Origin of the sequence: Serratia sp. PL17 (assembly GCF_017832355.1) — a bacterium.
Classification (GTDB): domain Bacteria; phylum Pseudomonadota; class Gammaproteobacteria; order Enterobacterales; family Enterobacteriaceae; genus Serratia.
In genome coordinates, this window is record NZ_JAFIBY010000008.1 from 1 (window position 1) to 19,959 (window position 19,959).

Annotated in this window: 19 protein-coding genes and 1 pseudogene; 12 read left to right on the forward strand and 8 right to left on the reverse strand. The window is 53.7% G+C overall.

Features of this window, described 5'->3' with window-relative positions:
- From JOE25_RS21110 to JOE25_RS21120, 3 genes are all read right to left on the reverse strand, one after another.
- Positions 1 to 116: hypothetical protein (locus JOE25_RS21110; protein WP_139815935.1), on the reverse strand; the 116-nt coding region annotated here is incomplete at its 3' end.
- A gap of 18 nt (positions 117 to 134) precedes the next feature.
- Positions 135 to 1,085: a transaldolase gene (gene tal, locus JOE25_RS21115; RefSeq protein WP_209638601.1), complete on the reverse strand. Its 951-nt coding sequence runs from the start codon at positions 1,083 to 1,085 to the stop codon at positions 135 to 137.
- A 283-nt stretch (positions 1,086 to 1,368) separates the two neighbouring features.
- Positions 1,369 to 1,962 (reverse strand): lytic polysaccharide monooxygenase, encoded by a 594-nt coding sequence (locus tag JOE25_RS21120; RefSeq protein ID WP_209638604.1) that lies wholly within the window; start codon positions 1,960 to 1,962, stop codon positions 1,369 to 1,371.
- A 405-nt stretch (positions 1,963 to 2,367) separates the two neighbouring features.
- Between JOE25_RS21120 and JOE25_RS21125 the strand changes: the two genes are divergently transcribed.
- Positions 2,368 to 3,309 carry a LysR family transcriptional regulator gene (locus tag JOE25_RS21125; protein ID WP_209638606.1) on the forward strand — a complete coding sequence of 314 codons (942 nt, stop codon included), beginning with the start codon at positions 2,368 to 2,370 and terminating at the stop codon, positions 3,307 to 3,309.
- A gap of 87 nt (positions 3,310 to 3,396) precedes the next feature.
- Here JOE25_RS21125 and JOE25_RS21130 read toward each other — a convergent pair whose 3' ends face one another.
- Positions 3,397 to 4,896: a glycosyl hydrolase family 18 protein gene (locus JOE25_RS21130; protein ID WP_209638608.1), complete on the reverse strand. Its 1,500-nt coding sequence runs from the start codon at positions 4,894 to 4,896 to the stop codon at positions 3,397 to 3,399.
- A gap of 296 nt (positions 4,897 to 5,192) precedes the next feature.
- Between JOE25_RS21130 and JOE25_RS21135 the strand changes: the two genes are divergently transcribed.
- The 7 genes from JOE25_RS21135 (at position 5,193) to JOE25_RS21165 (ending at position 9,680) form a co-directional block, all read left to right on the forward strand.
- Positions 5,193 to 5,519, forward strand: coding sequence for a phage holin, lambda family (locus JOE25_RS21135; protein WP_209638610.1), 327 nt, complete (start codon positions 5,193 to 5,195; stop codon positions 5,517 to 5,519).
- Positions 5,509 to 5,910, forward strand: coding sequence for a M15 family metallopeptidase (locus JOE25_RS21140; RefSeq protein ID WP_209638612.1), 402 nt, complete (start codon positions 5,509 to 5,511; stop codon positions 5,908 to 5,910). Before JOE25_RS21135 ends, JOE25_RS21140 begins: the two co-directional genes overlap by 11 nt.
- A complete protein-coding gene (locus JOE25_RS21145; RefSeq protein WP_209638614.1) occupies positions 5,907 to 6,290 on the forward strand; it encodes a DUF2570 family protein in 384 nt (127 codons plus the stop codon). The genes JOE25_RS21140 and JOE25_RS21145 overlap by 4 nt, the downstream gene beginning before the upstream one ends.
- Positions 6,271 to 6,444, forward strand: coding sequence for a hypothetical protein (locus JOE25_RS21150; RefSeq protein WP_209638616.1), 174 nt, complete (start codon positions 6,271 to 6,273; stop codon positions 6,442 to 6,444). The genes JOE25_RS21145 and JOE25_RS21150 overlap by 20 nt, the downstream gene beginning before the upstream one ends.
- A gap of 282 nt (positions 6,445 to 6,726) precedes the next feature.
- Positions 6,727 to 9,006: an NADP-dependent oxaloacetate-decarboxylating malate dehydrogenase gene (gene maeB, locus JOE25_RS21155; RefSeq protein ID WP_209638618.1), complete on the forward strand. Its 2,280-nt coding sequence runs from the start codon at positions 6,727 to 6,729 to the stop codon at positions 9,004 to 9,006.
- Between the two features lie 108 nt (positions 9,007 to 9,114).
- A complete protein-coding gene (locus tag JOE25_RS21160; protein ID WP_209638620.1) occupies positions 9,115 to 9,324 on the forward strand; it encodes a type II toxin-antitoxin system Phd/YefM family antitoxin in 210 nt (69 codons plus the stop codon).
- Positions 9,321 to 9,680 carry a type II toxin-antitoxin system death-on-curing family toxin gene (locus JOE25_RS21165; RefSeq protein WP_209638622.1) on the forward strand — a complete coding sequence of 120 codons (360 nt, stop codon included), beginning with the start codon at positions 9,321 to 9,323 and terminating at the stop codon, positions 9,678 to 9,680. The genes JOE25_RS21160 and JOE25_RS21165 overlap by 4 nt, the downstream gene beginning before the upstream one ends.
- Before the next feature lie 2 nt (positions 9,681 to 9,682).
- Here the strand turns inward: JOE25_RS21165 and mmuM are convergent, their stop codons facing one another.
- Positions 9,683 to 10,621, reverse strand: coding sequence for a homocysteine S-methyltransferase (gene mmuM, locus JOE25_RS21170; RefSeq protein WP_209638624.1), 939 nt, complete (start codon positions 10,619 to 10,621; stop codon positions 9,683 to 9,685).
- A pseudogene (mmuP, locus tag JOE25_RS21175) lies at positions 10,611 to 12,021 on the reverse strand (S-methylmethionine permease). Before mmuP ends, mmuM begins: the two are co-directional and overlap by 11 nt.
- 191 nt (positions 12,022 to 12,212) lie before the next feature.
- On the opposite strand from mmuP, the gene JOE25_RS21180 reads away from it, so the two are divergent.
- The 4 genes from JOE25_RS21180 to JOE25_RS21195 all read left to right on the forward strand — a co-directional run bounded on the left by JOE25_RS21180 (position 12,213) and on the right by JOE25_RS21195 (position 18,565).
- A complete protein-coding gene (locus JOE25_RS21180) occupies positions 12,213 to 13,052 on the forward strand; it encodes a ChaN family lipoprotein (protein WP_209638626.1) in 840 nt (279 codons plus the stop codon).
- A gap of 196 nt (positions 13,053 to 13,248) precedes the next feature.
- Positions 13,249 to 14,013, forward strand: coding sequence for an energy transducer TonB (locus JOE25_RS21185; RefSeq protein WP_245210047.1), 765 nt, complete (start codon positions 13,249 to 13,251; stop codon positions 14,011 to 14,013).
- A 56-nt stretch (positions 14,014 to 14,069) separates the two neighbouring features.
- Positions 14,070 to 16,202 carry a S9 family peptidase gene (locus JOE25_RS21190; protein ID WP_209638630.1) on the forward strand — a complete coding sequence of 711 codons (2,133 nt, stop codon included), beginning with the start codon at positions 14,070 to 14,072 and terminating at the stop codon, positions 16,200 to 16,202.
- A 122-nt stretch (positions 16,203 to 16,324) separates the two neighbouring features.
- Complete coding sequence (locus JOE25_RS21195; protein ID WP_209638632.1) at positions 16,325 to 18,565, forward strand: TonB-dependent receptor; 2,241 nt, start codon at positions 16,325 to 16,327, stop codon at positions 18,563 to 18,565.
- Between the two features lie 18 nt (positions 18,566 to 18,583).
- Here the strand turns inward: JOE25_RS21195 and JOE25_RS21200 are convergent, their stop codons facing one another.
- Positions 18,584 to 19,039, reverse strand: a complete 456-nt coding sequence (locus JOE25_RS21200) for a YaiI/YqxD family protein (RefSeq protein WP_209638634.1) — start codon at positions 19,037 to 19,039, stop codon at positions 18,584 to 18,586.
- Positions 19,039 to 19,959, reverse strand: a complete 921-nt coding sequence (hemF, locus tag JOE25_RS21205) for an oxygen-dependent coproporphyrinogen oxidase (RefSeq protein ID WP_209638636.1) — start codon at positions 19,957 to 19,959, stop codon at positions 19,039 to 19,041. The genes JOE25_RS21200 and hemF overlap by 1 nt, the downstream gene beginning before the upstream one ends.

Here is a 19,959-nt window from a genome sequence, read left to right on the forward strand (position 1 = left end):
ACTTCGGCGATGTCCGCCATGCCCATAGGTGCACCCGGGTGGCCGGAATTTGCTTTTTGTACGGCGTCCATGCTGAGTGCGCGGATGGCGTTGGCGAGTTCTTTACGAGAAGACATTACGGGACTCCAGAGTGATTACAGTTCAGCGGCCAGCATGTCTTCCAGCTTTTGCTGGTCAACGGCGAACAGGCGGATACCTTCAGCCAGTTTTTCAACCGCCATCGCGTCTTGATTATGTAGCCAGCGGAATTCGGCCTCAGCCAGCGGGGCAGGTTGGTGGAAGGCTTCAGTGGAAGGCGTCAGCTTACGCTCGACCGGTTGATTGCTGTGCTTAAGCTGTTCCAGCAGATTCGGTGCGATGGTCAGGCGATCGCAACCGGCCAATGCCAGGATCTGCTCAACCTTGCGGAAACTGGCTCCCATGATCACCGTCTGATAACGGTGCTGTTTGTAGTATTCGTAGATGGTGCGTACGGATTTCACGCCTGGATCTTGGTCGGCATCATAGTCAGCGGCAGGCTGTTTGGCCTGATACCAGTCATAGATACGGCCGACGAAGGGAGAGATCAAGTAGACCCCGGCTTCGGCGCAGGCACGCGCCTGGGCGAAAGAGAACAGCAGTGTCAGGTTGGTATTGATGCCTTCTTTTTCCAGTTCCTCGGCGGCTTTAATGCCTTCCCAGGTAGAGGCCAGTTTGATCAGGATACGTGACTTGTCGATGCCTTGTTCTTGATACAGACCGATCAGTTTGCGTGCTTTGGCAACGCACATGCCGCGGTCAAAGGAGAGGCGGGCATCCACTTCGGTGGAAATGCGCCCCGGTACGCTTTTCAGAATTTCGACGCCGATGTTCACGGCGAGTTTGTCGCTGGCGTTGATCAGTTGGGTTTCTTTACTGCCACCCTGCTGGCGAGCATAGCTCAGGGCTTCGAGGATCAGTGGCTTATATTGAGGCAGCGCAGCGGCTTTCAGGATCAGTGAAGGGTTGGTGGTGGCATCTTGCGGTTCGAACTGGCGAATAGATTCGATATCGCCGCTGTCGGCCACAACCGTGGTTAGCTGCTTGAGTGCGTCTAATTGGTTCATTTATAAGCTCCTTGACCAAACGTCAATGTAGGGAAATGAGAACGTTTTCCATCATAGGCTGAACACACTGCATCAGAAGCGTAATGATTAAAATGCGCTTTTTCTGATTGTTGCGATGGATAAGAACAATGGATCCCGTTCGAAGCCAGGCAGAGTAAGGCTTGTTAGCCATTGGCATGTGCCGAAAAGCGGCCTCATGGGCATGCGAGGGAGAGGCCTATGCGGCATCAGACAATAAAAAAGGGCCCAGCCTTGGCTGAGCCCTAGGGTATTCCTCTTCTTATTACTTGGTCAAATTAACGTCAATGGCCTGATAGAAGGCATTGGCCGTATCTGCTACATCCCACACGGCGAGGATGACGTGCGAACCGCTACGGTCTGCCGGTATGTTGCACTGGTGGGTGACCTGCGCAGCAGGGATGGCACCACCGTCGTTTTGCTGACAGAACGGCGTCAGATCAAACGAAGCGCGGGTCAGTGGCTGCGATGCATCCCAGTTTGGCTTGGTAATAAAATAACGCCAGCTGCTGGTGCTGTGACGTGCTGTCAGCGTCCAGGTGAAGGAGTTCGGGCCAGTATGCAGGTTGATCTTGTTCCAACGGGTAGGTGTTTGCTGATCCAACTCGAAGAAGGTGGATTTGTCGGCGCTGGCAATGTGCCCATCAGCCGGACCGGCCTGCGGGAAGCCTTTCAACCCTTCAACGCTTTGTGGTTCATATTGCACGCTGCCGCAATGAGTATTGAGCTGCAGTTTGCACTGATAGGCGCGGCTGGCGGGTGTTTCGACATAACCGTGGGCTGAAGCCTGTTGAGATACGCCGAACAGTGCCGCGCTCAGCAAACCAAGAGACATAAGGGTACGGGAAGTATTGTTCATAAGTCACTCCTGACTGAAGTTGTATTGTAAGTTGGGTTTATTTTCACCGGTAAAATGAGGGGTCATTAATGGAATTAAAAACATCATTCTTGGCGGCTTGATTTATTTTTACGCGTAGTCTCTCTCGTCAGGGTGGAATGTTTTATAGGCTATTAACTAAAATTGTTATGATGATTGTCTTTTATTTCTTTGTTGAATTTATTTAAACGCTACAGTCTAAAAAATCGATGCCATGATGAATTTTATTTAAAGGATTGATGAATACTCTTTCAGATGATTTTCTCTGATATGGAGTATATTGCTTGTGGTTTTACTTACTCTTGTGTGACTTGAACGACTTTACGCGCCAACCACTTGGGAATTTAGTGTCAATTTTTTCTTATTTTATGTCAAAGAGGAATTTGTATGACTAGATTATCCCTGGATGCGATTAAAATAATCAGCACCATCAAAAGTACGGGCTCTTTCTCAATGGCGGCGGAGGCGCTGCATAAAACGCCTTCGGCAATATCCTACCGTGTGTCCAATATTGAAAGTAAGCTCTGTGTGAAACTTTTTCATCGTAATGGCCCGATGATTACCCTAACAGATGAAGGGGAATTTCTGTTGCAGGAGGGCGGTTGGATTTTAAATGCGGTACAGGATCTCGAAAGTAGGGTAAGAAACATCCCCAAACTCGATAATAATATCCGCATCGTCGTCGATAATTTCTTTCCGTTAGAAACGATCACTCAGGATATCCGTGAGTATATTCAGCACAGCCCAAACGCCAACATTTCTGTGCAGCGAGAAGCACTGAACGGTACCTGGGATGCCTTGAAGAACAACCGGGCGGATTTGATTATCGCTATCGGCCAGATCCCGGACAGCGTGCAGGCGAAAACGCTGATGCTGGGCAAGCTGAACTTTGTGTTATGTGTCTCGCCTTCACATCCGTTTGCGGCGCAGAAAAAGCCGGTGGACAAAAACCAGCGGCTGAACGACATCGTGGTGGTGATTGCCGACAGCAGTCACGAATTGCCAAAGCGTAATCACGGCACCATGCCGTTACAGCGTCAACTGGTGGTGTGCGATGTTGAGAGCAAACTGGCGCTGTTGAAACGGGGTATTGGTCATGGTTTCTTGCCGCCAGCGCTGATCGAAAAAGAGTTGGCAAGTGGTGAACTGGTGACGGTTCCGGTTGATATGCAAAAAGGTGACGAAATGATTTGGCTGGCTTGGCATCCGGCCAGTAAAGGGGCTGGTTTTACCTGGTGGCATGAGCGCCTGACGCGTAAAAGCGACGTTTTTAGCCTGATGGGGCGCGAAGTCATACGTGATGGAGGTTACCCTTGGTGTAACAACTAAGGGAACAGTGACGAAGGGATGCGAAAATTAAACAATAAAAACCCCGTCGCCGTCGGCTACGGGGTTTTTTTATGGTGCAACCGGTTGTTATGCCACGCGGCCCACTTTCAGCCAGGCAGTATCCGAGCCAGGTACCGAGGTGATGTAACCCCATTTGGTCTGCCAGACATAGCCTTGATAAGACACTTGCGCACCTTGGTTATAGACGGTGCCGGCGACGTAGGCAGGCGCGCTCATGAACGGCAGATTACCGGGACCCACGCCGGTATAGCGCAGACCAGTGCCCATATCCAATTGGCTGTCATCGTAGTCCGCAGCATTGAAATAGCGGTCCAGCGAGGCCAGCAGGTCACCATTGCGGTTGTCCTGGCCCAGGTGCCAGAACATGACGCCACCCAGTTGCTGTTGTTTGATGTACTTAGCCTTGTACTTGAAGCTTTCGGCATCGTCGTAGGTGACGAACAGGCCTTTGGCCGCATGGTACAAGTACGGCGTTTTGGTTTTGTCGTTCCACAGGCGCTGATAACCGTAGTTGCCCAACAGCATTTGTTCCAGCTGACGATAAGAGGCAATGCGGGGATCTTTGTCGCGGACGCACTCTTCACACCCCACCAACCAGTAGTCGGTGCCTGGGAACGGATCTTCCCCCGGTGTGCTGTGAGTGCTGTACTGGCCGCCGTTGCTGCCGCTGACGCCTTTAAATGCGCGGCCGTAGAAAGGCACGCCCATAACGATTTTGCTGCTTGGTACGCCTTCCAACATCAGGTGTTGTTGTACCGCGGCGTCCACCGTCAGGCTGAATGGGCTAGGGAAGGCGCGAGTCAGTTCTTCCCAACTCCAACCCAGATTGGCTTCACGCAGTGCGTTATAGAAGGTTGGCCCGGCGCTGTCGCCGAACAGCCCGGCCTGATGGTTAGCGATTTTTTCCCATGGGCCCGCCAGATCGTAGGTCATCAGGTTGATGTAATCGAGTGAGGCGACGATCTGCGGCAGCTTGCTGTAATAACGTGACAGGAAGAATGCGCCGCCGGCACCGGCAATGGTCAGTTGATAAGGCAGTGCCTGGCGGCCATCGGCCAGGGTCTGCTGATTGAGCAGGGTACGGATCTCTTGCAGTGCAGCGACAAAACCATCCACTTCGCTGCTCTGTGGGTATTCCCAGTCAATGTCTACACCGTCAAAACCATAGTCTTTCATGATGCGGACGCAGGATTGCGCGAATTTGGTGCGTGACGCCGGGGTCTTCACCGCGTTGACATAGTTGGCGTGGGAAACGCCCAGATCGTTGGAGTAATACCAGCCACCGATGGAGAACATAATGCGCAGGTTAGGGTTATGCGCTTTTAGCGCCGTCAACCGACTGACGACATCGCGAGCTTTGACGTCATTGGTTGCCGGATCCCAGGCACATTCCAGATTGCTGTTAATGTCGAGGAACGAGAAATTAATGTGGGTGAGCTGCCTGGCCTTGGCCGGTGTAATGTTCGACACCGGGAAAGGCACGACTGAGGTATCAGATTCGGTATAGTTATTAATTTGGTTAGTTGGAATAAAGTAATAACCAATAACGGCTTTGCGTTCGGACATGGTATTTCTCCAGGTTGAGGTTTTTTGTTATTGAGAGTGAATCTCCCGCCGCTATTAATGTTTATTTTTAAGGTAAATAAAAGTCGAAATAAATCACAGTAAGGATGAATTTTTTCATCGAGCAGTGTCGTTATTTACTGGGCATTGTTGTGTCATGGTTGAGCGTGAATGAATTTGACCTTAGAGGCTGTATTTATTCATTTGCTTTGTTATAGCATCCTTAACTAGATTCTGATGGTACCGATATTCCACCGGCCGTGATTGGCATTTAATTAAAGTAAAATAGGAGTGTAGCTATGTCCAGCTTAGAGCCAGACGCTGTTGGCTTAATTATCCAGCGAGCATGTGAATATCTTCAGCCGGTGATGAATGCCATTTTGGCAGGCCTCATGGCGTTATTACACGGGGCCTATCGTAACGTGGGTATGCGGCGACGCCTATTAAATGCAGGAATGTGCGCTTTATTGGCCTGGACGGTACGCGATGCATTGGCACTGGCCGGGCTGGAATTAAAATGGGCGAATCTTGCCAGCGTACTGATTGGCTTTCTTGGGGCCGATTATATCAGCGGTTTAATTAAAAAATTCATTGGAAATAAAACGGGGTTCAAAAATGATAAATGAAATAGAAGATATTCGCTTCACCGCCCGCAGCGAAGCCAATTTAGTGGGTGTTCACCCGGATTTGGTACGGGTGATTCGGTTGGCATTGCATTATTCGCTGGTGCCGTTTTCCATCACCGAGGGATTACGCACCATGGCACGTCAGCGTGAACTGGTGCGCGGGGGGCAAAGCCAAACGCTGAAAAGCCGTCATTTGACCGGTCATGCAGTGGATGTGGTGGCCATGCCCGCGGGTGTGGTGTCCTGGGAATGGGACTACTACGCGCAAATTGCTGTGGCAGTGCGTCGTGCGGCGCGCGAGTGTGCAGTCAACGTTGAGTGGGGCGGCGAATGGAAAACCCTGAAAGATGGGCCGCATTTCCAGCTTTCCTTTAGGGATTATCCGGCATGAGCGGTTGGTTAAGCAGGTTGTCACAAGGCGGATTGCTGCTGCTGTTGATGGTGGCAATTTGCCTCGGTGCATACAACTCACTGCTGTCGCACAGGCTGGATCTGGTGCGACAGCAGGCGAGCGAACAGCAAAAGACACTGGCGCAGCAGGCGGGGTTGATTGTCACACTGCAAACCCAGGATGCGCAGAACCGTGCGCTGATGGCGGCTCAACAGCAACAGGAACGTCAGCTGCGTCAGCAAAGCGACGTTTACCAGAGGAAATACCGTGAAGCGATTAAAAATGACGCCTGTGCTGGGCAGCCTCTGCCTGGCGCTGTTATTGAGCTCCTGCGCCCAACCGCCGCAGGCGGCAGCGCCGGTGGTGCTGTTGCCCCCTGAGTCGGTGTTTACCCCGTGTGAACAGCCGCAGTTACTGGGTAACACCTGGGGCGATGCGCTGAGTTACACCCTGGCACTACAAACCTCGTTACAAATTTGCGCAGGCCGGGTGGCGACGCTCAATGCCTGGCGAGCTGAACTGCCGCTGCACTGACGGCCGTGTTTTTTGTCTCGTCCTGTGGTACTTCTTTTTTTACTTTTAAAAAACAATTTCGATCAAGGTTATGGGCCGCTTCAAAGTTTGTGACGTTTCTCTCACTATACTTAAAGGCTGTGCCCTGCCATTGTACGTGAGCGCCGCTGGCGGTCATTTGAACGCGCAACAAGGCGCGGCCATGGGGTTTGGTGGGCCAAATAAGCGGTGCGTACAGCCTCATAGCCTTAAAGATTTACAAGTCTTACCTCAACATAAAAGCAAAAAGCATAGGAACCCATAATGGACGAACAGCTCAAACAGAGTGCGCTTGATTTCCACCAATATCCGGTCCCAGGCAAGATCCAGGTCTCCCCAACTAAGCCGCTGGCTACGCAACGCGATCTGGCGCTCGCATACTCGCCGGGCGTTGCTGCACCCTGTCTGGAAATTGCCGCCGATCCGTTGGCAGCCTACAAATACACTGCGCGTGGCAACCTGGTGGCGGTCATTTCCAACGGCACGGCAGTGCTGGGGCTGGGCAATATTGGCGCATTGGCCGGTAAGCCGGTGATGGAAGGGAAAGGTGTCCTGTTCAAGAAATTTTCCGGTATCGACGTATTTGATATCGAAGTGGATGAACTTAACCCTGACAAGTTGATTGACGTTATCGCCGCGTTGGAACCGACCTTCGGCGGTATTAACCTGGAAGACATCAAAGCGCCAGAGTGCTTCTACATTGAGCAGAAACTGCGTGAGCGCATGAAGATTCCGGTGTTCCATGATGATCAGCATGGCACGGCCATCATCACCACGGCTGCGGTGCTGAACGGCTTGCGGGTAGTGAAAAAGAACATTTCCGACGTGCGCCTGGTGGTTTCCGGTGCCGGCGCGGCGTCGATTGCCTGTTTAAACCTGTTGGTGGCCTTGGGGCTGCGTCAGCAGAATATTACTGTTTGCGACTCTAAAGGGGTGATCTATAAGGGACGCGACGCCAATATGGAGCAAACCAAGGCGGCTTACGCCATTGAAGATAATGGCCAACGTACGCTGGGGGATGCTATCCCTGATGCGGATATCTTCCTGGGTTGTTCTGGTCCGGGTGTGTTGACGCAGGATATGGTGAAAACCATGGCCAAGGATCCGCTGATCATGGCGCTGGCCAACCCAGAGCCTGAGATCCTGCCGCCGTTGGCGAAAGCCGTGCGTCCAGACGCCATCATCTGTACCGGCCGTTCTGACTATCCCAACCAGGTGAACAACGTCCTCTGCTTCCCGTTCATCTTCCGTGGCGCGCTGGATGTCGGCGCAACCACCATTAACGAAGAAATGAAACTGGCTTGCGTACATGCGATTGCCGATCTGGCGCTGGCAGAGCAGAGTGACGTGGTGGCTTCAGCCTATGGCGATCAGGACCTGTCATTCGGCCCTGAATACATTATTCCAAAACCTTTCGACCCACGCCTGATTGTAAAAATTGCGCCTGCGGTCGCCAAGGCGGCGATGGAGTCTGGTGTCGCGACGCGGCCGATTGAAGACTTTGATGCCTACGTCGAGAAACTGTCGGAGTTCGTCTATAAAACCAACTTGTTCATGAAGCCCATTTTTGCCCAGGCGAAGAAAGAAATAAAACGTGTGGTGATGGCAGAAGGTGAAGAAGAAAGGGTGCTGCATGCGACGCAGGAACTGGTGTCGCAAGGGCTGGCTTACCCTATTTTGGTGGGACGCCCGAGCGTAATTGAAATGCGGCTGAAAAAACTTGGTTTGCAACTGACGCCGGGTAAAGACTTTGAAGTGGTGAACAACGAGTCCGATCCGCGCTTCAATGAATACTGGGGCGAGTACTACCAGATCATGAAGCGTCGTGGCGTTTCGCAAGAGCAGGCACGCCGTGCGGTCATTGGCAACCCGACGTTGATTGCAGCCATCATGCTACATCGTGGTGAAGCGGACGCGATGATCTGCGGCACCATCGGCAGCTATCACGAGCATTACGATGTGGTAGAGAAAGTGTTTGGCTTCCGCGAAGGGGCACACGTCGCCGGGGCAATGAACGCGTTGCTGCTGCCTAGCGGCAACACCTTTATTGCTGACACCTATGTCAATGACGATCCGACGCCGGAACAACTGGCAGAAATCACCCTGATGGCAGCGGAAACGGTGCGTCGTTTCGGCATTGAGCCGAAGGTGGCGCTGTTGTCCCATTCCAGCTTTGGTTCTTCGGATAATCCTGCAGCCTGCAAGATGCGTAAAACGCTGGAACTGGTGAACAAGATGGCACCGGAGCTGGAAATTGACGGTGAGATGCACGGTGACGCCGCGCTGGTCGAAAGCATTCGTAATGATCTGATGCCAGACAGCCCGCTGAAAGGGGCGGCCAACGTGTTGATCATGCCCAATATGGAAGCCGCACGCATTAGCTATAACCTGCTGCGCGTTTCGTCTTCCGAAGGGGTGACCGTCGGGCCAGTGCTGATGGGGGTATCAAAACCGGTACACATTCTGACGCCAATCGCCTCGGTGCGCCGCATCGTCAACATGGTGGCCTTGGCCGTGGTAGAAGCGCAAACCGAACCGCTATAAGCCTTGAATGATAACCCGCCCCCTGCATTTCGGTGCAGGGGGCTTTTTTATATTGGCATGTTATGGTACAAATATTGTTCAAATATGTACATGTACAGGTGTTGAGGTATGACAACCATAAGTTATACGGCGGCCCGAAGTAATCTGGCCGAAGTGTTCACTGAAGCCCAGAATCAGCCGGTAGAAGTTACGCGTCGCGGGCATGATGAGGTCTACATCATTAGCAAGGCGGACTACGAGGTTTTGGTCAAAGCTAAAATCAAAGCGCGTATTCAGGCTAAACACGCCACGACGATAAAAGCACTTGCCGATAAATGATTTTTTTAACCGCAGAGGATATTGCGGAATTCAATGCTGAAATTGTGCCCAACGGCCGCCAGGAAGGCGGCAAAGTTGAGGCCGTGGCCAATCGGGTGCTTAATGCCTTTCACTATGATGGGATAAGCGATGTTTATCGGCTTGCCGCTATCTATCTTATTGCCATCAGTCACGGACACATTTTTCTCGATGGTAACAAGCGTACCGCTTTTCAGAGCATGGCGCTGTTTCTGGGCATTAATGGTGTTTCGTTGCGCGAAGACGCGCAACTGGTTGAATTAACGATCGAGGCAGCCCAGGGGCATCTCAATACAGAACAAGTTGCCGACCAATTACGCCAGCTAACAGAAGCGTGAATTTATGCCTTACAGCGGGCGGCGATCTGATGGATGTCCTGCGGCGTCGTGCGGCAACAGCCGCCAATCAGCCGTGCGCCTATACGTTGCCATTCGCTAATTTGATCAATCAGGTTGCCGTGCGCGCCACCACAGGCATGCCAGGTTTTGGTTACCGCATCGTAGTGTTCACCGGAGTTCGGATAGACCAGCAGCGGCTTGTCAGCCAGTGCGGCAAACTGCTGCAGCGCTGGGGTGACATTTTCCAGTGCAATGCAGTTAACGCCGATAGCCAATACCTGCGGATTAGCGTGCAGTGCGGCCATGACCCTGGTTAACGGCGTGCCGTCGCTGAGGTGTTGGCTGTCACGCAGGGTAAAGGCAAACCATGCACCGAGCGTTGGGAATTCGTGTAGCAGGGCCAACAAGGCCTGCAGTTCACCAAACGACGGCAGGGTTTCACAGGCCAGCAAATCAACCCCGGCTTCGGCCAACGCTTTGATGCGTGGGCGGTGAAAGGCCATCATTTCTTCCTGCGGCAAGGCGTAGTCACCGCGATATTCGGACCCGTCGGCCAGATAAGCCCCGTAGGGGCCGACCGACCCGGCGATCAACAGCGGTTCCGCCTGCGGTTGTTGTGCCAGATAGTCGTTGCGTGCCTGCTGCGCCAACTGCACGCTTTTGGCGATCAACGCCAGGGACTGTGCGTGATCCAAACCGCGGCGTAAAAAGCCGTGTGGGGTGGCCTGGTAGCTGGCGGTGATAGCGCATTGTGCACCCGCGTTGAAATAGTCGAGATGAACCTGATAAATCAGTTCAGGGTTCTCAATCAGGACTTTTGCCGACCACAGGGGATTGCTGAGATCGCAGCCGCGCGCCTCCAGTTCGGTGGCCAGTGCCCCATCTAAAATCAGCGTGCGCTGAGTGGCTAATAAGGTCGCGACAGGGTTGTTAACCGGCATGATTGTCTCCCAAAGAGGTTGTTTGCCCGCTGCGGCGGGTCAGATAATAGGCGGCGTAGCACAGGGCCACAAACGGCAAGCCGCAATACAGTGCAATGCGTTGTTCCGGGTCGAATGCCAGCCCGACGCAGGCCAGCAGGCACAGCGCAAAACCCAGGATCGGCGTTAACGGATAACCCGGAGCGCGGTATTTCAGGCCACCGATCGGCTGACCGCTACGCAGGTAATGGCGGCGGAACGCGTAGTGCGACGCGCAGATACTTAACCAGACCACCACCACCGCAAAGCCGGAGATTGCCGACAGGGCAACAAACACCGTGTCTGGTGCGATTACGCTGGTCAGCAGGGCCAGCACACCGCCAAGCATGCTGAAGGTCAGGGCATTAATGGGGATGCCGCGTTTATTGACGCGTGAGAAATAGGCCGGCAGGGTGCGTTGGTTGGCCAGCGACCACAGCATGCGGCCTGACGCGTACAGGCCCGAGTTAGCGGCAGACAGGATGGCGGTCAGGATGACAAAATTAAAGATATCGGCAGCATAAGGGACACCGATGCGTTCAAATACCAAGACAAACGGGCTTTTGACAATCCCGGCCTGATCCATCGGGATCAGCGCAGCCAAAATAAACACGGTACCGATAAAGAACAGCATCAGACGGATCACCGTGGTGCGTATTGCCCAAGGGACCACCTTTTCCGGGTTTTCTGTTTCGCCGGCGGCAATACCGATAAGCTCGGTGCCGGAGAACGCGAAGTTCACCGCGACCATGGTCATCAGGATCGGCAGTGTGCCGTTTGGCAGCCAGCCAGAGGCGGTCAAGTTATGGAGGAAGGGCGCAGGAGTGCCGTCTTTCATCGGCAGCACGCCGAACATTGCCGCACCACCGAGGATAATAAATGCCAAAATGGTGACCACTTTGATCAGCGAAAACCAAAATTCGCTCTCAGCAAAGAACCGGGTAGTGACCACATTGAGCAGGAAAATCGCCGCGCAGAAGATCAAGCACCACAGCCAAACTGGCGATTGCGGAAACCAGTACTGCATGCAGAAACCGGCGGCGGTCAGGCTGGAACCCAGCGCTACCGTCCAGGTGAGCCAGTACAGCCAAGCCACGGTATAACCGGTCGCCGGGCCAAGATAGCGGGAGGCGTAGACATGAAAGGCGCCGGTTTCCGGCATCGCTACCGACAGCTCACCCAGGCACAGCATCACCAGATAGACCACCAGCGCACCGATCAAATAGGCCAGCAGGGTTCCGAGGGCACCGGTAGTCGAGATGATATAACCGGTGTTGAAGAACAGTCCGGTACCGATGACCCCCCCCCAGCGACAGCATCACCAGGTGACGGGCTTTCATGGTGCGTTTGAATTGCCCTTCGGCGGGAACAGGTGAGTGCATGATATTCTATCCGTATAGACGTCTAAGCAGCTAAATGGCTATTGGTTATACCTGCAATACCTCATGAAATCAATGTGAGACCAAAACCATAGCGTAAAAATAGTTATCGGCATCTCAGGATAGGTTATCGCCTATATGCAAATGATAATTATTATCTATAATGTCGCCACTTTTTATTACAGGGCAGCATCATGAGATTTTTGATTTTACTGGCCGCGCTGGCGCTCGGTGCCTGTAGCCAAACTCCCGCTCCAACGCAAAAAAATACGCTTGCCGAACGGGGGAAAATTACCGACTTGCGCAGTGGGGAAAACCTGACGCCTGACCAGCTATTGGCCCGACTGTCTGCCGAGCAACGGGTGATTGTTGGGGAGAAACATGACAACCCTTACCACCATCAGATTGAACAATGGTTGGTACAGCAATTGCCTCGGCAGCGGCCACAAGGCAGCGTGCTGATGGAAATGCTAAACCCGAACCAGCAGGCTAAGGTGGATCAGGTGAAGCACTGGCTGCAGTCAAATCCGACGGTGCGTGACAGTCGTGTAGCAGAGCTGATTGATTGGCAGCCAGGTTGGAAGTGGTCGCTGTACGGTGATGTGGTAATGGCGGCAATGCGCGCGCCTTATCCACTGTGGTCTGCCAACCTGGATCGTAATGAAATCATGGCATTTTATCAGCAGCCGAGTTTCCCGCAGGGGACGTTGTCGGTGCGGCCAGTGGTACAAAAAGCGCTAGAGGAAACGATTCGCACCTCACATGGCGGAAATATCGAACCTCAACAATTGCATGCGATGCTGGCAATCCAGCAGCAACGCGATCGCCGTATGGCCGAACGTTTGTTGGCCGCACCGACGCCGGCATTGCTGATTGCCGGTGGTTATCATGCGTCCAAATCGGTGGGGGTGCCACTTCACGTGCAAGATCTGCAACCGGCAGCGCTGCCGACGGTATTGATGCTGGCAGAACCCGGTGTGCAGGTCGATAAACAGGTGGCAGATTATCTGTGGATTACCCCGGCCCTGAAGTAATGAAACCATTACCGGTGCCTTTCAAGTTGCAGCGCTGTTTGTTGCAACTTGAAATTCATAGAGTAAACACGGCGAAAAGAACTGTTAATAACAGTTACAAATGATTATCATTAGCAAATGTGATCTGCAATCATTCGCGATTAAGTATTCTAATGTCCCTATGTTAAGTCAGTCTTTATTTTATCCGGTCGTTGCTATGCCGCAGCCGCGTTGGGTGCGTGGTTTTTTGTGTGCGATAGCGGCCCACGTCGCGCTGGTATTGGTGTTTTACTGGCCGTCACAGCCATTGCCGATGATGCAATTACCTCCGCCGGCAGTGATGATGAGCTGGGCGGAGCAGGTTGAGGCCCCGGAAAGCCCCAAGCCACTACCGCTGGGTGTGCAACAGGCGGAATCCTCTGCGGCGCAACCGGCTGAGCAGCAGGAGCAACCTGATTTACCGACGTTGGCGCGCGCCGAAAAGACCAAGATTGCCGTGGCAGAAAAAAAACGCACGGAACACCGGCCGCCGCAGAAAGCCCAGCCGAACCCGGAAGAGCAGGCCAAAGAGATGCGTCATGCCGCGGCCTCCAGTGCTGCTGCGCCAAAGGCGCAGAACATTGCCCGCCAAACCGCTGCGCCGCTCAACAGCGATTCCAACAGCAGCGTTCAAGCCAAGCTGTCATGGGAAAGCCGGGTGAAAGGCTATCTGAACAACATTAAACGCTATCCGCCAGATGCTCGCAGTCGTCGACGTACCGGCATGCCGCAGGTGACGTTCCGCGTTGATGCTCAGGGCCGAGTGTCGGAGGTGACACTGTTGGTTCGCTCGGGCACCGCGTCACTCGATCGTGAAGCGCTCGCCGTGGTAGAGCGGGCGCAGCCGTTGCCCGTCCCCCCGTCTGACATGTTACGAAATGGCTCCGTCAGCGTGACGATGCCGATTGATTTTAATCTGGCGGCGTTGAATGCCGGCAAATAACATCTGCAGGGGCTATCCCAACGGGGTACCTGCAGCTCCAAACTTCGTGAGGGATTATGAATCACCCGCTGTCGTCCAATAAGCAGTGTCGCCTGGTCACCGCTTTCGTGCTTTCGTTCGGATTTTTAAGTTCTGCGGTCGATGCGCAGCCACAACCGCCGCAGGCAGAAAAAGTGCCCAAGCTGCTGGTTGCGCAGGGGGAAACACGCACCGATGACTATTACTGGTTGCGTGACGACAGCCGAAAGAACAAAAAAGTGCTGGATTATCTGACGGCGGAAAATCGCTATACCGAACAGATGATGCAGCCCTATCAAGCACTGCGCGATAAGCTGTATCAGGAAATGCTGGGCCGCATTAGCCCGGAAGACCGTTCGGTGCCTTATCAATTGAACGGCTACCGTTATCAGGAAAGCTACGCAGCCGGTAAAAACTTCGCGCTGTATCAACGGCAGGCACTGACTGCCGATGCGCCGTGGCAAACCTTGCTGGACGCCAATCAGCGTGCGGCAGGCCATGATTATTACCGCGTCGGCGGGATGGACATCAGCCGAGACAACCGGTGTATGGCGGTATCTGAAGATGTGCAGGGGCGCCGCCAGTATCGGATTTCCCTGCAGGATATTGCTGACAAACGTTGGGCGCCGGAAGTGATAGAGAACACCTCCGGCAATATGGTGTGGGCTAACGACGGCAAGACGCTGTTCTATGTGCGCAATCACCCGCAAACCTTGCTGCCCTATCAGGTTTATCGGCATACGTTTGGCACGCCGGTAACGGAAGATCAACGGGTGTATCAGGAAGACGATGCTGCGTTCTATCTGAGCCTCGGTAGCTCCGCTTCCCGTGACTACGTCATTATCACTATCAGCGGCAATACCACCTCTGAAGTGCGTCTGATCGACGCCAATCGTCCGCAACGTGCGCCGCAGTTGTTTGCGGCCCGGCACAGCGGGCGTGAATATTATCTCGATCATTATCGTGGCGAATTCTATCTGCGCTCCAACCACCAAAGCCCGCATTTCGGTCTGTATCACACCGCGTCTGCGCAGCAACCTTGGCAGACGCTAATTGCACCACAGGAAAAGCGTGAGGTTGAAGGCTTTACTCTGTTCCGTGATTGGCTGGTGGTAAAAGAACGTGGCGATGGATTGGTGCAATTGCGGCAGATGAGCTGGGACGGTAAGACCCAACGCAGTATTCCGTTTGACGATGCCAGCTACATGGCCTGGTTGGGTTATAACCCCGATCCTGACAGCGATCGCTTACGTTACGGTTATTCGGCGATGACAACCCCAACCCGTACCTACGAGTGGGATTTGAATAAGGGCAGCCGAACCTTACTCAAGCAGCAGGACGTGAAAGGCGTTGACCCGAGCTTGTATCACAGTGAGCGGGTGTGGATCAGCGCGCGCGACGGTGTGAAGGTGCCGGTCTCGCTGGTCTACAACAAGGCAATGTTCAAGCCGGGCCACAGTCCGCTGTTGGTGTACGGCTATGGTGCTTATGGCATGAGCATGGATCCGGCCTTCAGCGCGAATCGAATCAGTTTGCTGGATCGCGGTTTCGTCTATGCGCTGATTCACGTACGCGGCGGCGGAGAGTTAGGGCAAAACTGGTATCAACAGGGAAAACTGACCCATAAGCCGAATACGTTCAGCGACTTTATCGACGCCACCCAAGCCTTGATCAAGGATGGCTATGGCCAACCGGGCCGTATCTACGCCATGGGGGGCAGCGCGGGTGGATTGCTGATGGGGGCCGTGATCAATCAGGCGCCACATCTGTATAACGCGGTGGTGGCGCAGGTGCCTTTCGTTGATGTGGTGACCACCATGTTGGACGACAGTATTCCATTGACCACCGGCGAGTATGAAGAGTGGGGCAATCCGAACGAGCCACAGGCCTACGCGTTGATGAAGTCTTACAGCCCGTATGACAACGTGCGCAAGCAGCATTACCCGAACCTGTTGGTGACCAGCGGCCTGTATGATTCGCAGGTTCAGTATTGGGAACCTGCCAAGTGGGTGGCGAAGCTGCGACAGTTTAAACAAGGGGATTCGTTGCTACTGTTGTCCACCGATATGACCGCAGGCCACGGCGGTAAATCGGGCCGTCTGGCACGGTTGGAAAACAGTGCGCTGGAGTACGCTTTTATTCTGGCGATGGATCAACAGGCGCAGAAATAATATCTAACGCCGCAGTAAGCTGCGGCGTATTAAAACAATAACAATATTTACCGTCTTTTGGGGCGGGGATTTTTGCTGGGCATTGTCGGCCATCAAACCTTTTTGGCAATTTCTGGGGATATATGAAAATTAAATTAATAGTAAGCCTGATCGGCGCGGGAATAGCGCTGAGCGGGGGGGCGGCGGCTGCACAGAGTGAGGCAAAAGAGGGCAGCGGTAAGGTGGTTTTCAGCCCGTTAAATGTGTCAGCGGCAGACAACAGTAACAGCAGTGAAAGGGACGCGTTGGAGAAACCGGGGGCGTTCAGTTCACGTGGGGAAAATAAAAATCTGGAATCGGTAGACAGTATTCTGCGCAGCATGCCGGGTACCTATACCCAAATCGATCCGGGCCAGGGATCGGTCAGCGTCAATATTCGCGGTATGAGCGGTTTTGGCCGGGTTAACACCATGGTAGATGGTATCACTCAGAACTATTACGGCAGCTCGCCGAGTGATGCCGCGCACGGTGGTTTACCTACCAGTCAGTTCGGTGCGCTGATCGATCCTAACTTTATCGTCGGCGTTGATGTGGCGCGTGGCAATGCGACAGGGTCCGCCGGGGTGAACGCGCTGGCAGGCAGCGCCAACTTCCGTACCATTGGCGTGGACGATGTGGTGTTTTCCGATAATCCCTTTGGTATACGCACCAAATTTTCTGTGGGCAATAACGGCATTGGCCGCAGCGGCATGGTTGCCGTGGGCGGAAAAACCGATGCTTTTGGTGATGGCGGTAGCCTGGGCGCGATGGCGGCCATCAGCGGCAGTTCCATCACGTCTAATTATAAGAACGGTTCGGGTTTCGACAGCGAAGCCTTTAATGTCGATAAAACCTATCGCCAGAACCCAAAATCTCAATTATTCAAAGTGGATATTAAACCTGATGCCTTTAATAGCATCGAACTGTCAGCCAGAACCTACCAGAATAAAATAACCCGCCGTCATATCGACAGTAATGACTTCTATATTAAATACCACTATGCGCCTTTTTCTGAGCTGATTGACGTTAACCTGACCGCCAGCACCAGCCGCGGTGAACAGAAGTTCATGTCGGACAATATGGCGGGGTTTAGCGACAGCAAAGCCAAAAATATCTCGGACGCGCTGGATTTAAATAATACCAGCCGTTTCAGCCTGCAGGAGGTCGATTTTGCCTTCAGCTATGGCGGTAAGCTGATCCGCAATGAATACAAGAAACACGCTTCCGGGCTGGTGACGGATGAGAACCAGGCGGAAAGCTCCCCGGTGGGGATCGCGGGCAAACAAAATATTGCCAGCCTTTACAGCGGGCTGCAGCTTAACTATGGGATTTGGCAGAGCAACGTTGATCTGAACTATAGCTCTTATGACATTTCCGGGTATAAACCTGCCTGTGATGAGCGTGTGGCTTGCTTCCCGCAGGGGGCCAGCAATATCAATTTGAAAGAGCACGGTTTTAACCCGTCGGTGCTGCTGTCAGCACAGGTGACGCCGTGGCTGCAGCCGTTTGTCAGCTACAGCAAATCCATGCGAGGGCCGAATATTCAGGAAGTCTTCTTTGCCAACAGCGGCGGGCAGTCGATGAACCCGTTCCTGAAGGGTGAAACCGCAGAAACGTACCAGGCGGGGTTCAATGCCAATGCGCATGATCTGTTGTTTAAGCAGGACAGCTTCCAGCTCAAAGCCGTGTATTTTGAATCGAAAATCAAAAACTACATTTCCAGCCAAAGTTACATGGTGTGCAACAATCGGCAGAAGTGCAATCGCAGCCAGGCGACGGCGCAAGAGTGGGAAGATGCGAGCCCTGACGTCGCCATGACCATGTACAGCAACGCCTACGAGCCGGTCTGGTCACGTGGGGTTGAAGTGGAAGCGATGTATGACGCCGGATTTGCCTACACCAAATTGTCTTTGAGCAAGGAGCACACCAGCCAGCCGACCAATCAGGCCAGCAATGTGTTCGGCGCCGGCGACATCAGTGAATTGCCGGAGCTGTATTTTACGCTGGACAGCGGGGTGCGCCTATTGGATGAGAAACTGACGCTGGGCGGGTTGGTGAAATATACCGGCAAGGCGGTGCGTCTTTCCCCGGATTCCAACGTTGATGAAAATGAGCAGTTGCTGAAGGAACCGGCGCCGCATATCCCGACCGTTATCGATCTGTACAGCACCTACCAGTTTAACCGTAACCTGCTGCTGAAATTCAGCGTGCAGAACCTGATGGACAAAGATTATTCGGATGCCCTGAACAAGATGAATTCGCTGCCGTCTCAGTCACAGGATTTCACACCGACCAACACCGCCCGCGGTCGAACCTATATCTTCGGCGGGGAGGTGCGATTCTAACCTAGAGTACGGGCGCAATTACTGCGCCCGTTTTGCCTGCTGTAACCACTTGTCCAGCTCGTTGGCGAACTGCTGGCGGTCACGCTGGTTCAGCGTATTTGGGCCACCGGTCTGGATACCGCTGGATCGCAGCGTATCCATAAAGTCGCGCATGTTCAGGCGTTCACGAATGGTGTCCGGCGTGTAGCGTTCACCGCGTGGGTTCAGCGCCACCGCACCTTTCTCAATCACTTCCGCTGCCAGTGGGATATCGGCGGTGATCACCAGATCGCCTTTCTCGCAGCGGCGCACGATTTCGTTATCCGCTACGTCAAAACCGGCCGCCACTTGCAGCGTGTGGATATGCTTCGACGGCGGCGTTCTCAGTGGCTGATTAGCCACCAACGTCACCGACATGGCGGTGCGATCCGCCGCGCGGAACAGCACGTCTTTGATCACGTTCGGACACGCGTCCGCATCAACCCAAATCTGCATTATTCAGGCTCCTTCAGCCAATCGCGTACCGGTAAGAAATCGCGGTACAGCGCCGCTTCCGGGCTGCCTTCTTCCGGTTGATAATTGTATTCCCAGCGAACCAGCGGCGGCATCGACATCAGGATGGATTCGGTACGTCCGCCGGTTTGCAGGCCAAACAGCGTGCCCCGGTCCCAAACCAAATTGAATTCTACATAGCGGCCACGGCGATACAGTTGGAACTGGCGTTCGTTATCGCCCCAGCTCAGCGTTTTGCGTTTTTCTACGATCGGCAAATAAGCATCAAGGAAGCCTTCGCCCACCGCCTGGGTAAAGGCAAAACAGGTGGCGAAATCCGGAGTGTTCAGATCGTCAAAGAACAGACCGCCGATACCGCGCGCCTCGTTGCGGTGTTTGATAAAGAAATAATCGTCGCACCACTTTTTATATTTGGGGTAGACCTGTTCACCGAAGGGCGCGCACAGCTGTTCGGCGGTACGATGCCAATGGACAGCATCTTCTTCAAAGCCGTAGAACGGCGTCAGATCAAAGCCGCCGCCAAACCACCATACAGGTTCTTCACCGGGTTTCTCCGCGATGAAAAAACGCACGTTGGCATGGCTGGTGGGAATATAGGGGCTACGTGGGTGGATGACCAGCGACACGCCCATGGCCTGGAAGCTGCGACCGGCCAGCTCAGGACGGTGTGCGGTAGCGGAGGCCGGCAGGGTGGCGCCGGAAACGTGTGAGAAGTTGACGCCTGCTTGTTCGAACACCGCGCCGTCGGTCAATACCCGGCTGCGGCCACCGCCGCCTTCTTCACGCGTCCAGCGGTCTTCGTTGAAAACGGCACCGCCGTCGGCTTGGGCTAATTGCGTGCAGATGCGATCCTGCAGTGCCAGCAGGAAGGATTTTACTTCTGCGATGGTCGATAAACTCAT